The sequence below is a fragment of the Pandoraea anapnoica genome (genome assembly GCF_902459765.1).
Lineage (GTDB): Bacteria > Pseudomonadota > Gammaproteobacteria > Burkholderiales > Burkholderiaceae > Pandoraea > Pandoraea anapnoica.
Map to the genome: position 1 here is coordinate 40,259 of NZ_CABPSP010000018.1, position 13,255 is coordinate 53,513.

The following is a 13,255-nucleotide window of genomic DNA, read 5'->3' on the forward strand; positions in this document are numbered from 1 at the left end:
ACGATGCCACACCGGAATTTCCTGGAGATCGATCTCTCGCGCTTCTTGGACGTTGCCAGCGAACGCATGGCTATGCTGCGCGGCGCACGCATCTTCATGACCGGCGGCACCGGCTTCGTCGGCAAGTGGCTCCTGGAGACACTTCTCTACAGCAACCGCCGCCTCGGACTTGGCGTCAGTGTGACGGTGCTGAGCCGAAACCCGACTGAGTTTGCGCTGGCGCACCCGCATCTCGCCTCAGATGAGGCGCTGACCATGATGGCCGGCGATGTCCGGACGTTCACGCGGGCGCCGGGAGCGTTCTCCCACGTGATTCATGCGGCAACGGACGTCGCAGCTCACTCGTCGCCCATCGCACTTTTCGATACCACGGTAAGTGGCACTCTGCGTGTTCTTGCCGCCGCGCGCGACGCGGGCGCTCAGAACGTTCTACTGGTGAGTTCCGGTGCCGTCTACGGCCAGCAACCGGCCGCGTTAGCGCACGTTGCGGAAGATTATCCCGGCACGCCTCTTGGACTCGACAGCCGTCAGGCATACGCACAAGGCAAGCGAGCCGCCGAATGGCTGTCCGTCACCGGCGCGGAAGAACACTACCCGATCGCCCGAATTGCAAGGTGCTTCGCGTTTGTCGGCCCCTATATACCGCTAGCCAGCCATCTTGCAGTCGGCAACTTCCTTCTTGACCGAAACACAGGCAGGCCGATTGTTGTAAATGGCGACGGAACGCCGTTGCGCAGCTACCTGTACGCGTCCGACCTCGCGTGGTGGCTGTGGACGATTCTCCTCGATGGCGTTCCCGGAGAAGCCTATAACGTGGGCTCGGAAGAAGCGATTAGCATCGGCGACCTTGCTCGCCGCATTGCGTCACTGGACGACGGCATTGCCGGTATATCGATACAAGGTGTGCCTGACAGTAGCAGGCCGGTGCAACGCTATGTGCCGTGCACGCGAAAAGCCAGGGAAACACTCGGCCTGCACACTACGGTTTCGCTCGACGAAGGTCTTACCCGCACACTACAGTGGATTCGACAGTCCGCTATCTCCCGTCATCCGTCATGAACAGACCGCAACTCCACGCTGCCCAATTGCGCCAGACGATTCTCGATATGGCGAAGGCGGGCTCAACCGTCCATATCGGCTGCGCGTTTTCAATCGTAGAGATGCTTGCGGTTCTCTATCGATCGCACCTCCGCTTCGGCCCCTCACAATCGCCTGAAGACCCTGAGCGGGACTATCTGGTGCTGAGCAAGGGGCATGGCGTGATGGCGCAATACGCGTGCATGAACGCCATGGGGTGGCTAGATGATGCCGAACTCGACCACTATTTCGGTGACGGAACACGTTTGAAGGGACTGGCGGATATTCACGTTCCCGGCATCGAGGCGACCACGGGGTCGCTAGGGCATGGATTGCCAATCGGCGCGGGACTAGCGCTAGGCGCAAAACGCAAGGGGAGTGACCAGAAGTGCTTCGTTATCGCGGGCGATGGTGAAATGAACGAAGGCAGCATGTGGGAGGCGATGCTTTTCGCAACCCAGTTCGGATTGGATAACCTCACCGTCATTGTTGACGAGAATCGATTTCAGGCAATGGGTGCGACGAATGCCGTTATGAAACTCGATCAACTGGAACAACGTTTCACTGCGTTCGGCTTCGACGCTGTGACAATCGATGGTCATGATGAAGCGGCACTGGACTCAGCCCTTCGATCGCTCGCCGCACGTAGAAATCAAAAACCCAAAGCTATCGTCGCGCAAACGATAAAGGGGAAAGGCGTCAGCTTTATGGAAAATGACAATAGCTGGCACTACACCCGTCTCAACGACGAGACTTACGCACGGGCTACGAAGGAGCTTGGACTCAGATGAGAGCAGCCTTCTCACGTCTTTTGACGCAAGCGGCACAGCGAGATGCCCGCATTCTGTTACTCACTGGCGATCACGGCTATGCGCTATTCGACGAATTCCGTCGCGCGGTGCCTGATCAGTTCATCAACTGCGGCGTCGCGGAACAGAACATGGTGGGTGTCGCAGCCGGTCTCGCCATGGCCGGATTCCGGCCGATTGTTTATGGGTTGAGTGCCTTTGTCCCAATTCGGGTGCTTGAGCAGATCAAGCTGGACGTCTGTTACGCGAACTTGCCCGTTTGCTTTGTCGGCGATGGCGCTGGAGTGGTCTATGCGCAACTCGGAACAAGCCACCAAAGCACGGAAGATATCGCAGCCTTGAGGGCGGTCCCCAATATCGATATCCAGTCGCCATCCGACAAGTTCGAGCTCGAATACTGCTTTAGTGCATTTCTCGACACAAATAAGCCGATATATCTGCGCTTCGGAAAATCAGATTGCGGCGACATTCATGACGCGGCGCCCATCGCCGCCAATGTTCCGAAAGGCGATCTCATTCAAGTTCGATCCGGAGCAGCGCCGTTCGCCTTTGTTGCGACAGGGTCGATGGTCAGCCGGGCCGTGCAGCTAGCAGATGCGATTGGTGGCGTTCCAGTGTGGAGCGCCCCTTATCTCGAACCGTTCAATCGCACACAGCTCCACCGGATTTCGACACCCTTCGAACGCATATTTACCTTCGAGGAGCACTCCACGCGCGGCGGGCTGGGGTCGTTGGTGGCAGAAGTACTTAGCGAATCGTCTGTGACGCGAGTCACGCGAATTGGCATCGACAATCGATTTTCGGAGACCTGCGGCAACTATGCGCATCTGATGGAACGGCACGGTTTGGGCATCGACTCACTGCGCGCGCAGGTCGCGAAACTGTACCCGGCGATTACAGCCAAACTTTCTTCAGGAATGAGCATCTAGCATGGGGAGCCTTTGGGCACGGCACGCGCTGCTGATTAGATTCCTATGCGTCGGTGTCATTAACACAGCATTCGGATACGGCTGCTTCGCGCTGTTGCTTTGGATAGGCATGCACTACGCCCCTGCCCTGCTGCTCGCAACAATTGCAGGCGTTCTTTTCAATTTCAAGTCCATCGGAATTCTGGTTTTTCGTTCTCACGACAATCGGCTGATTGTCAGGTTCGTACTCAGCTACTGCGTTGTCTATGTCGTGAACGTCAGCGGTGTCCGACTTTTCATGCTGGCGGGCATTGCGCCGGCGGTCGGGGGCGCGCTGCTTTTACTCCCAATGGCGCTGCTCGCTTACCTCTTGAATAAGCGATTCGTATTTCATCATGTCAAAGCTCATTAGCGTCGTCACCCCCTGCTACAACGAAGAAGGCAACATCGAAGAGTTGCACGCGCGCGTCGCCGCCGTGATGGCAACGTTGCCTTATGACTACGAGCATATTTGCATCGACAATTGCTCGACTGACGGGACGGTTGCCAAGCTGCGCAAGCTGGCGAGCGAAGACCCGCGACTGAAGGTGATCATCAACGCTCGCAACTTTGGCCATATCAAATCGCCATATCACGCGATTCTGCAGGCGAACGGCGACGCCTGCGTCCTAATTGCTTCCGATCTTCAAGATCCGCCGGAAATGATCGCGGAATTCGTCAAGAAGTGGGAAGAGGGGTTCAAGACCGTCCTCGCGGTCAAGCCAGAGAGTGAAGAGTCGAAGTTGATGTTCCTGGCGAGACGCGCTTACTACCGCCTGATTTCCAGGATTTCCGAAGTGCCGCTGATACAGAACGCCACCGGTGCTGGACTGTTCGATCGCGCGGTACTCGACATATTGCGCTCGATTCAGGACCCGTACCCATACTTCCGCGGTTTGCTCTGCGAGATCGGCTTTCCGATTGCGACGGTTCCGTTTCGGCAACCGCGTCGTACACGAGGTATTACCAAGAATAATTTCTACACGCTGTACGACATCGGCATGCTGGGCATTACGAATCATTCAAAGATGCCGCTCCGAATCATGGCGATGGCCGGATTTGCGCTGGCTATCCTGAGCCTGATTGCCGCGTTTGGATTTCTGATCGCGAAGCTGCTTTTCTGGAACGAATTTCAGCTCGGTATGGCACCGATTCTTATCGGGATCTTCTTCTTTGGTGCCGTCCAATGTTTCTTCATTGGCGTGTTAGGTGAGTATGTGGCCTCGATTCATACGCAGGTCAGAAAAATGCCGCTTGTAGTGGAAGCCGAACGAATCAATTTCTGAGCTGAATGAAAATGAGAAAAGCAGTTTCCGGTTACGCGGGGGACATCGCGGTTCTGTTCGTTGTATACGCCCTTGCGTACGGTTTAATGCTGCTGAATCATGGGATTTATTGGGACGACTGGGTTTGGTTCGATCTACGACCCGACCTGATCAAAAGCAGCATGAGTCAGCTAGGGTATCCGTTCCTGGCCGATATCCACCTGTTTCTTCAACAGGGCGGGGTTTTTGCGTACCGTATCCTGACGTTTGCCTGCTACCTTGTTGCCGCAATCGCCCTCTATGGCACGCTGGCACAGATCCCCTCGATTTCGCGGACCCAGCGCCTCTTCATCACATTAATCTTCGCGGTGTTTCCCGTGAATGGCGCCCGGATTCTGATTGCGACGGTGCACTACGCGATCGCCTATGCGGGATTTTTCGTTGCCTGCTTTGCGTTCGTCTCGTACGTCAATTCGCGTAGAACGATCTACGGCGTCATCGCATGGCTGTTGTTCTTTGCGTCAAACTATCTCGTCAATTCGTTGTTGGTGTTTTACGGCGTTCTACCGATCTACCTCTTGTACCTCGGCATAAATGAACGTGCGACTTCGGTTCGCTGGCGCGCAATCGTCATCAACAATCTGGGCTTTCTGGTTTTGCCGTTGATTGTATTTCTGGCAAAGCAGCAATGGGGCAAGCCGTACGGACTTTATGACGGATACAACACAATTAGCTTGAAGAACGCCCTTCTCTCAGTGCCGAGTCTCGACCAGGCAGCGCACGGGACGCTGATCGATCCCGTCAACTCGGCGCTTCTTGCCGGTGAATCGGAGAAATGGCTAAGTGCTATCGTGATTGTCGTCGCCATCGGCATTAGTGTCTGGGTGTGGAATTCTGCGCGCAAGCCGAGCGCGGATGGGACGGGGTCGCCGTCGCTCGTTTCCCTTCCGGTCAATCTGTTTGTTGCAATCGCACTGCTGAGCCTTGCCGTATTTCCCTATCTCGTCGTCGGGAAAATGCCAGCTATTAATAGCTGGGAAACGCGACACCAGATGCTTGTTCCGCTAGGCGCGGCGTGGCTGTTCGTTGCAATTGCCAGCGTTGTCCGAAGCGCAACACGGATCCCGGTCGCCCCCGTTCTCGCGCTTATCTGTGGCTTGTTTGTCGCAAGCAACATTCGCGACAACATTCTCTATATCGGCGATGCCTTCAAGCAAGACGCCTTCATGCTCAACGCAGCACAGAATCCCGACCTGCGCGCAGGCGGCGGGGAAGTGTTTTCGATGCGCGACACGACGACTGATATGAGTTGGAGCGGGCGCTGCATGTCGTTTTACGAATATGCGGGTATGTTCAGTCGGATATTTCATGAACAAAGCCGCCTGCCGATCGGGAGCTGCGAACTGTATGCCTATGACGTCATCCGCCCCGGATTCACTGCCTCATATCATCTTGCTGACGTGAAACCAGGGCAGCCGACCCGCGAGGTCGTCATTGAGCGCGCGGGTTATACGTTGAGTTTGAACAGCACACTCCGCCTGCTCAAGCAAAGCTATTTCGAGCCGAAGTACTTCGAAGCGAATATCCGCCACATCGTCAATGTTCGCGTGGTGCCATACGCCGGAGCGCCGTAAGTTCGCGTCCCTCGTTTCGGTCGTGTACCGACCTAATGATTAATTGAATTAGATTCAATCGACGATTAGGCGGGATTCGACATATCGAAAAACCGATGTTCGAGTCCGAAGCGTTCGGCGACATGCTCGCCGAGCGCGCGGGCACCGCCGCGCTCCGTCGCGTGATGCCCCGCCGCCAGATACCCCGCACCGCTTTCCATCGCGAGGTGCTGTGTGGGTTCGGACACCTCACCGCTGATGTACGCGTCCGCCCCGGCAGCAATCGCCGCTTCGAAGAAGCCCTGCGCCCCACCGGTACACCACGCGACCCGGCTCACTTGACGACCGGGGTCACCCAGCACCAGCGGTTGGCGTCCCAATTGCGTTTCGACGTGCGCCGCGAGCGCCGCCAGCGTCGTCGGCTGCGCGGGCGCGCCGAGCCATCCGAGCTGATCGGGGCCGAAACGGCCGCCATCGTCGGCGAATCCCAGCAGCTTGCCAAGTTGGGCGTTATTGCCCAGTTCGGGATGTGCGTCGAGTGGCAGGTGGTAGGCGAACAGATTGATGTCGTTGCCGATCAGCAACCCGAGACGCTTGCGCTTCATCCCGGTAATGCGGGCCTCTTCGTTCTTCCAGAAATAACCGTGGTGGACGAGCACGGCATCCGCCCCCCAGTCGCGGGCGGCTTCGAGAAATGCCAGGCTGGCGGTCACGCCGCTGGCGATTTTCTTTATCTCACTGCGCCCTTCGACTTGTAGGCCGTTCGGGCAGTAATCGCGAAATTGCGCGGTTTGCAGGGTATCGTTCAGATACAATTCGAGTTCAACACGATTCATATAAGGCCTCGCTTCTTCATGCTCAGACGCTTCTGGCTACTGTTCGCGCAAGCGGTCACCGTGCTGCTTGCGTTGCTCTTCATCATCGCCACTCTCAAGCCTCAGTGGCTGCAACGCCAGGGTTCATTCGGCAAGCAACTGGCCAATCCGATTATCGCCTTGCAGGAAGTCGCGCCGAGTCTGTCCGACAAACCGGCAACAGGCTCCTATGCGGACGGCGCACAAAAGGCCATGCCCGCGGTCGTCAGCATCTTTTCCAGCAAGGAACAAAAGCAGAATCGCGACCCGCGCCTCGATGATCCGCTGTTCCGCTATTTCTTCGGAGACGGCGGCGGCACGGTGCGTCAGGACCCGGTATCGAGCCTCGGTTCTGGCGTGATCGTGAGCAGCGAAGGCTATATTCTCACGAATCATCACGTGGTGGACGGCGCCGACGAGATCGAAGTCGCCCTCGCCGACGGCCGCAAAGCCCGCGCCAAGCTGGTCGGCAGCGACCCCGAGACCGATCTGGCCGTGCTCAAGATCACGCTCGACAATCTGCCCGCCATCACCCTCGGCCGCATGGAACAGGTGCGCGTGGGCGACGTAGTGCTCGCCATCGGCAATCCGTTCGGCGTCGGCCAGACGGTCACGATGGGCATCATCAGCGCGCTTGGCCGCAACCACCTCGACATCAGCACGTTCGAGAACTTCATTCAGACCGATGCTGCCATCAACCCGGGTAACTCGGGCGGCGCGCTGGTCGACGTGAACGGCAATCTGCTGGGCATCAACACGGCGATTTACTCGCGCAGTGGCGGCAATATGGGCATCGGCTTCGCGATTCCCGTGTCGACGGCGCGCTCGGTGCTCGAAAGCATCATCACGACCGGCGGCGTCACACGCGGCTGGGTCGGTGTCGAGCCGCAGGACATCACATCGGACATCGCCGAGTCGTTCGGCCTGCAACAGGATTCCGGCGTCATCATCGCGGGTGTCGTGCAGGGCGGTCCGGCCGACAAGGCGGGCGTCCAGCCGGGCGACATCCTGACGAAGGTGAACGACGAGTCGATTCGCGACACGACCGAGTTGCTCAACGTCATCGCCCAGATCAAACCGGGTGCGCAAGCCAAGCTGCATGTCACGCGCAAGAAGAAGGAGCTGGATCTGACCGTGACGATCGGCAAGCGTCCGCCGCCACCCAAGCGCGCCGTGCAGGACGAAGACGACGGCAGCGACGAGAACAACGCCGACTGAAGTCCCGGAACCAAAAGAAACGGCTGCGCTTGAGCGCAGCCGTTTTTCTTTATGGCCAACAAAAAAGCACGGGGCGAAACCCGTGCTTTTTGGGTGCCCCGTCAGGCGGCGATCAAGACGTCGCCTTACCGTCCTCTTCGCTGTTCTCGCCGTTGGGGGCATGCCCCTGTTTGACGAAGATCCGTGCCGCGATCAGGCCCAGTTCATAGAGGATACAGAGCGGCACGGCAAGCATCAGCTGCGAGAGGATATCCGGCGGCGTGACGACAGCGGCCAGCACGAACGCGCCCACCACCACATACGGACGAATCTGCTTGAGTTTGGCGATGCTCACCACGCCCATGCGTGCGAGCACCACGACGACGACCGGCACTTCGAACGTCACGCCAAACGCCATGAACATCGTCAGCACGAAGCTCAGGTAATTGTCGATATCGGTGTTCATCTCCGCGCCCAGCGGCGCGTTGTAGTGCGCGATGAAGTGGAACACCGTCGGGAATACGAGGAAATACGCGAACGCCATGCCGATCAGGAACAGCGAGTAACTGCTCACGACCAGCGGCATCACCAGCTTCTTCTCGTGCTGATACAACCCCGGCGCAATAAACGCCCACACCTGATACAGCACGATGGGCAGCGCAATCACGAACGCGACCATCAGCGTGACCTTCATCGGGACAAAGAACGAACCGGTGATGTCGGTGACGATCAGCTTGCCGTCGGCGGGCAGCGATTGGGTGAGCGGGCGGGCGAGCAGCCGGAAGATGTCCGGGGCCCAGTAGACCAGCGACAGGAAGACCACGATCACGGACGTACCCGCACGAATAATGCGGTTACGCAGCTCGACCAGATGCGAGATGAAGGTCTCTTCGGTGCCCCCTTCGGGGATTTGTTTCTCGTCGCTCACGTCGACTTATCCAGGAATGAAGCCAGCACAGTGCCCGATGGCGGGAAGTTCGGCGCGATTATGCCTCGGAAGGCCTCAGAAGAACTTGATGGGCCGGCGCAGCTTGGCCGGTGTGTGACGCGCCATGCGCGCCGCACCCGACTGCACCTGCGTGCGCGTCGTGCTGGCCTGCTTGAACCACATGGGCGTCGCTGCCCGGCGCACACGCCAGTTGCGACGCTTGGGCTTCGCGCGGATGCTCGACGTCACCACCGGTTCGGACAGATAGCTATCGGAGTACCCGGTCGCGGCATCGGTGCCGCCCCCGGCGATCTCGTTCGACGACGTGCCGGTGGCGCTCGCCCAGGCGTCGTTGAGCGACGCCTCCTGCTCATGCAACTGCTTCTGAACGGTGTTCTGCGCGCTGCGGGCCGCGTCCTCGAACTGGTTGCGCATGTTGCGCAGCTCATCGAGTTCCATCTCGCGGCTTACTTCGGCCTTCACGTCGTTGATATAGCGTTGGGCGCGGCCAAACAGCGCGCCCGCCGTGCGCGCCACTTTGGGCAGGCGTTCGGGACCGATCACGACCAGCGCAACCACGCCGATCAACATCAGTTTGGAAAGGCCGAGATCGATCATGTCGACGCCGGCTTAGCCTTGCTTGTGATTGCTCGCGTCCTTGGCCTGCACGTCGATGGTGGTCGAATCGCGCAGTTCCTTGGCAGCCGCCGGATCTTCCTTGGACGGGGAGGCTTCGCCTTCCTTCATGCCGTCCTTGAAGCCTTTGACCGCACCGCCCAGATCGCTACCCATGTTGCGCAGCTTCTTGGTGCCGAAAACCATCATCACGATCACCAGCACGATCAGCCAGTGCCAAATACTCAACGAACCCATGACCACTCTCCTTGCGTTTACCTACCTCTGCCGCGTCGCGACGAGGTTTTATCGAGCCCCACTGCACAGGCCCTCCGGCCTTTGGCGCAGTGCGCTATATTTGCCCCGTGTTACGCAACCATGTGCCCCATTGTGGCACATCGCGCGTCACGTCCAGCATCGTAACCGGGCGCGACGCCGGGTAGAAATAAATGTTTCGTGAAACCTTTCCCGATGCGGGAGCGTTGCACCATTTCATCATATAACGCGGCAAACCGTCGCGATATTCCCGGACTTCGCTGTCACGCTGACTTTACATGCGCTTCCACGGCCGCGGTCCGGCCAGAATGTGCATGTGAAGATGATAAACCTCCTGCCCGCCACCCGGCCCGGTGTTCATCACCACGCGAAACCCGTTGCCGTCGATGTTCGACGCATCGCCATCGAAGGCGTAACCCTGCTCCCGGGCCAGCTTCGGCGCGAGCAGCATCATCTTGCCGAGCAACGCCTGATCTTCCGGCTGGCAGTCCTGCAACGTGGCGATATGCTTGCGCGGAACCATGAGCAGGTGCAGGTCGGCGGCCGGGTTGATGTCCTTGAACACCACAACGTCGTCGTCGCTATAGACCTGCGCGCTCGGGATCTGCCCGGCGACGATTTTGCAGAAGATACAGTTGTCGTGCGTCATGCTTGTGTCTTCCTCTCGAATGCTCTGATGAATCAAAGCGCCGCCCGGCGTCCGTCAGGCGCGCGCCGCGTACATGGGTTTGTTGTCGTTCAGATACAGCCAGCCCTTGACGATCCGGTACAGCGTCCAGATGCCGAGCACCCAGAGAATCGCGAACCCGACCACCACGACGGCAAGCGCCACACCCAGCACCGCCCAGACCACCGACCACCAGAAGGTGCGGATTTGCCAGGTGAAATGCGACGCGTAAAGCGTGCCGGCCGCATCGTCGCGCTTGATGTAGTTGATGATGATGGCCACGATGGCGGTCACGCCGCCCGTGAGCCAGAACAGCGCATACAGCGCATAGAGCACGTGCGTGAGCTTGCGCATCGCACGTTCCTGCTCTTCGCTAGGGGCGCTCGCGACCGTCGTCGTGTTGACGGTATAGGGATGGCCCGGGCCGCCGGATTGTTGCGGATCGTTCATGAAGCGTCTCCTCTTGAGAGCCTGCGTGATGACTCGGCAGTGTCGGACAAATGGAGTACAGGGAGCAAAGTGGGCAGGGGGTGCTGCCGCCAGACAGCGGCAGACGCCGCTATCAGTCCGCGTGTTCGCCGCGCGTGCCGCGCTGTGCCTTCTCGACAAGGCCCGACAGCCCTTCGCGACGCGCCAGCTCGGCGAGCACTTCGGCTGGGCTCAGGTCGTGGTGGGCCAGCAGCACCATGCAGTGGAACCACAGATCGGCCGTCTCGTTGATGAGCTTCTGACGCAGATCGTCCGCCCCGCCAATGCGAATGTCCTTGGCCGCGAGCACGACCTCGGTCGCTTCTTCGCCGATCTTCTTGCAGATGGCGTCGTCGCCCTTGTGAAACAGACGGGCAACGTACGACTTGTCGGGATCGGCGCCTTTACGCGACGCGATCACTTCGGCAACACGCTCGAGCGTATCGTTCATGGCAATCACTTGTAGATCTTGTTCGGGTCCTTGAGCACCGGCTCGACGGTGGTCCACTGACCTTCCGCGGCGTTGCCCTCGAACTTCTGGAAGAAACAGGAATGACGGCCCGTATGGCAGGCAATGCCATCGTTCTGCGTCACCTTGAGCAGCACGACGTCTTCGTCACAATCGAGACGGATCTCGTGCACTTTCTGCACGTGTCCGGACTCCTCGCCCTTGTGCCACAGACGCTTGCGCGAACGCGAGTAGTAGACGGCCTCGCCGATTTCCACGGTGCGCGCGAGCGCTTCGCGATTCATCCAGGCGAACATCAGCACGTCGTTGCTGCCGACTTCCTGCGCGATTACGGGCACGAGGCCCTGCGCGTCCCAACTTACTTTATCCAGCCATTCTTGCGTCATGATGCGTCGAGTCCCGTTCAGAGGCCTTACAGACGTACGGAAATGCCCTTATCAGCCATGAAGCGCTTCGCTTCGCCGACGGTGTGCTCGCCGTAGTGGAAGATGCTCGCGGCCAGCACGGCATCCGCATGGCCTTCGGTCACACCGTTGGCCAGATCGGCCAGCGAACCCACGCCGCCCGAGGCGATCACGGGAATGCTCACAGCGTCGGACACGGCGCGCGTGAGCGCCAGGTCGAAGCCGCTCTTGGTGCCGTCGCGGTCCATGCTGGTCAGCAGGATTTCGCCCGCCCCCAACGCCTCGATCTGTTTGGCCCACGCCACCGCGTCGAGACCGGTGTTCTTGCGACCGCCGTGCGTGAAGACTTCCCAGCGCGGCGCTTCGCCGTCGGCCGAAACACGCTTGGCGTCGATGGCCACGACGATGCATTGCGAGCCGTATTTGGCCGCCGCGTCGGCGACGAGTTGCGGATTCGCGACAGCCGACGAGTTCATGCTGACTTTGTCCGCACCGGCATTGAGCAGACGGCGAACGTCTGCCACTTCGCGCACACCGCCCCCCACCGTGAGGGGGATGAAGACCTGTGCGGCCACCGCTTCGATGATCGGCAAAATGAGATCGCGTCCGTCGGAGGTCGCGGTGATGTCGAGGAACGTCAGTTCGTCCGCGCCCTGCTCGTCATAACGGCGGGCGATCTCGACGGGGTCGCCCGCGTCGCGAAGTTCGACGAAGTTGACGCCCTTGACCACGCGGCCAGCCGTCACGTCCAGACACGGGATGATGCGTTTAGCGAGAGCCATGATGTTGGCACGCGAGACGGCCGCAGCCGTAGTCCCGCTTATGCCGCTCCTTCGGAAAGCTCGTCGGCACGCGTTTGCGCCGACGAGAAATTCAGATCGCCCGAGTAGATGGCACGGCCGCAGATGACGCCTTCGACGCCCTCGTTCTCGACCTTGCACAGCGCATCGATATCGCCCAGATTCGACAAGCCGCCGCTGGCGATCACCGGCACGGTCACCGCCTGCGCGAGGCGCACCGTTGCTTCGATGTTGATACCCTGGAGCATGCCGTCGCGGCCGATGTCGGTGTAGATGATCGATTCGACGCCGTAGTCCTCGAACTTGCGCGCCAGATCCACGACTTCGTGGCCGGTGAGCTTGCTCCAGCCGTCGGTGGCCACTTTGCCGTCCTTGGCGTCGAGGCCGACGATAATGTGGCCGCCGAACGCGCTGCAGGCGTCGCGCAGGAAACCGGGGTTCTTCACAGCCGCCGTACCGATGATGACGTACGACAGACCGGCGTCGAGAAAGCGCTCGATGGTGCCCAGGTCGCGAATGCCGCCGCCCAGTTGCACCGGAATGTCGGCGCCGACTTCCTCGATGATGGCGTGGATGGCCGCTTCGTTACGCGGCTTGCCAGCAAATGCACCGTTCAAGTCCACCAGATGGAGGCGGCGCGCACCTTGCTCGACCCAATGTCGAGCCATGGCGGCGGGGTCCTCCGAGAATACGGTGGCTTGATCCATGTCGCCTTGTTTAAGGCGAACACATTGACCGTCTTTAAGGTCGATGGCCGGGATGAGCAGCATAGGCAATCGTGAAACGTCGCTAGTGGGAAGTAAAAGGAATTCGCAAGTTACGCGGACAACATAAAACCGACCCCGGTCTTGCCAGACTTCGGCGCG

At 59.5% G+C, this 13,255-nt stretch carries 17 protein-coding genes; 7 read left to right on the forward strand and 10 right to left on the reverse strand.

What is annotated here, in order from left to right; translation table 11 throughout:
• The first annotated feature begins 3 nt into the window (after positions 1–3).
• From PAN31117_RS24025 to PAN31117_RS24050, 6 genes are read left to right on the forward strand one after another with little or no spacing between them, the layout of a single operon-like run.
• On the forward strand, positions 4–1,059 hold the full coding sequence (locus PAN31117_RS24025; RefSeq protein ID WP_217429720.1) for an NAD-dependent epimerase/dehydratase family protein: 1,056 nt from the start codon (positions 4–6) through the stop codon (positions 1,057–1,059).
• Positions 1,056–1,868: a transketolase gene (locus tag PAN31117_RS24030; RefSeq protein ID WP_150740424.1), complete on the forward strand. Its 813-nt coding sequence runs from the start codon at positions 1,056–1,058 to the stop codon at positions 1,866–1,868. Before PAN31117_RS24025 ends, PAN31117_RS24030 begins: the two co-directional genes overlap by 4 nt.
• Positions 1,865–2,815, forward strand: a complete 951-nt coding sequence (locus PAN31117_RS24035) for a transketolase family protein (protein WP_150740425.1) — start codon at positions 1,865–1,867, stop codon at positions 2,813–2,815. The genes PAN31117_RS24030 and PAN31117_RS24035 overlap by 4 nt, the downstream gene beginning before the upstream one ends.
• A 1-nt stretch (position 2,816) precedes the next feature.
• On the forward strand, positions 2,817–3,206 hold the full coding sequence (locus PAN31117_RS24040; protein ID WP_150740426.1) for a GtrA family protein: 390 nt from the start codon (positions 2,817–2,819) through the stop codon (positions 3,204–3,206).
• Positions 3,190–4,119, forward strand: coding sequence for a glycosyltransferase family 2 protein (locus PAN31117_RS24045; protein WP_150740427.1), 930 nt, complete (start codon positions 3,190–3,192; stop codon positions 4,117–4,119). Before PAN31117_RS24040 ends, PAN31117_RS24045 begins: the two co-directional genes overlap by 17 nt.
• Positions 4,120–4,130: 11 nt before the next feature.
• Complete coding sequence (locus PAN31117_RS24050) at positions 4,131–5,732, forward strand: hypothetical protein (protein WP_150740428.1); 1,602 nt, start codon at positions 4,131–4,133, stop codon at positions 5,730–5,732.
• Positions 5,733–5,797: 65 nt separating this feature from the next.
• Here PAN31117_RS24050 and PAN31117_RS24055 read toward each other — a convergent pair whose 3' ends face one another.
• Positions 5,798–6,547 carry a Nif3-like dinuclear metal center hexameric protein gene (locus PAN31117_RS24055; protein ID WP_150740429.1) on the reverse strand — a complete coding sequence of 250 codons (750 nt, stop codon included), beginning with the start codon at positions 6,545–6,547 and terminating at the stop codon, positions 5,798–5,800.
• An 18-nt stretch (positions 6,548–6,565) separates the two neighbouring features.
• On the opposite strand from PAN31117_RS24055, the gene PAN31117_RS24060 reads away from it, so the two are divergent.
• Entirely contained in the window at positions 6,566–7,783 is a 1,218-nt protein-coding gene (locus tag PAN31117_RS24060; RefSeq protein WP_150740430.1) for a Do family serine endopeptidase, read from the forward strand.
• Between the two features lie 112 nt (positions 7,784–7,895).
• Here PAN31117_RS24060 and tatC read toward each other — a convergent pair whose 3' ends face one another.
• The 9 genes from tatC to hisA form a co-directional block, all read right to left on the reverse strand.
• The gene (gene tatC, locus PAN31117_RS24065) at positions 7,896–8,690 is read right to left on the reverse strand and encodes a twin-arginine translocase subunit TatC (protein ID WP_150740431.1); all 795 of its coding nucleotides are present in this window, start codon (positions 8,688–8,690) and stop codon (positions 7,896–7,898) included.
• 75 nt (positions 8,691–8,765) lie between these two features.
• Positions 8,766–9,308: a Sec-independent protein translocase protein TatB gene (gene tatB / locus PAN31117_RS24070; protein ID WP_150740432.1), complete on the reverse strand. Its 543-nt coding sequence runs from the start codon at positions 9,306–9,308 to the stop codon at positions 8,766–8,768.
• Positions 9,309–9,320: 12 nt separating this feature from the next.
• Positions 9,321–9,563 carry a Sec-independent protein translocase subunit TatA gene (tatA, locus tag PAN31117_RS24075; protein ID WP_039393592.1) on the reverse strand — a complete coding sequence of 81 codons (243 nt, stop codon included), beginning with the start codon at positions 9,561–9,563 and terminating at the stop codon, positions 9,321–9,323.
• A 292-nt stretch (positions 9,564–9,855) separates the two neighbouring features.
• Complete coding sequence (locus PAN31117_RS24080) at positions 9,856–10,230, reverse strand: histidine triad nucleotide-binding protein (RefSeq protein ID WP_039393594.1); 375 nt, start codon at positions 10,228–10,230, stop codon at positions 9,856–9,858.
• Positions 10,231–10,284: 54 nt separating this feature from the next.
• Positions 10,285–10,602 carry a DUF4870 family protein gene (locus PAN31117_RS24085; RefSeq protein WP_150578368.1) on the reverse strand — a complete coding sequence of 106 codons (318 nt, stop codon included), beginning with the start codon at positions 10,600–10,602 and terminating at the stop codon, positions 10,285–10,287.
• Between the two features lie 208 nt (positions 10,603–10,810).
• Positions 10,811–11,167: a phosphoribosyl-ATP diphosphatase gene (locus PAN31117_RS24090; protein ID WP_150740433.1), complete on the reverse strand. Its 357-nt coding sequence runs from the start codon at positions 11,165–11,167 to the stop codon at positions 10,811–10,813.
• A gap of 5 nt (positions 11,168–11,172) precedes the next feature.
• Entirely contained in the window at positions 11,173–11,571 is a 399-nt protein-coding gene (hisI, locus tag PAN31117_RS24095; RefSeq protein WP_150740434.1) for a phosphoribosyl-AMP cyclohydrolase, read from the reverse strand.
• 26 nt (positions 11,572–11,597) lie between these two features.
• On the reverse strand, positions 11,598–12,371 hold the full coding sequence (gene hisF, locus PAN31117_RS24100) for an imidazole glycerol phosphate synthase subunit HisF (RefSeq protein ID WP_039393600.1): 774 nt from the start codon (positions 12,369–12,371) through the stop codon (positions 11,598–11,600).
• A gap of 38 nt (positions 12,372–12,409) precedes the next feature.
• Positions 12,410–13,159 (reverse strand): 1-(5-phosphoribosyl)-5-[(5-phosphoribosylamino)methylideneamino]imidazole-4-carboxamide isomerase, encoded by a 750-nt coding sequence (gene hisA / locus PAN31117_RS24105; RefSeq protein WP_150740435.1) that lies wholly within the window; start codon positions 13,157–13,159, stop codon positions 12,410–12,412.
• Positions 13,160–13,255 lie beyond the last annotated feature (96 nt).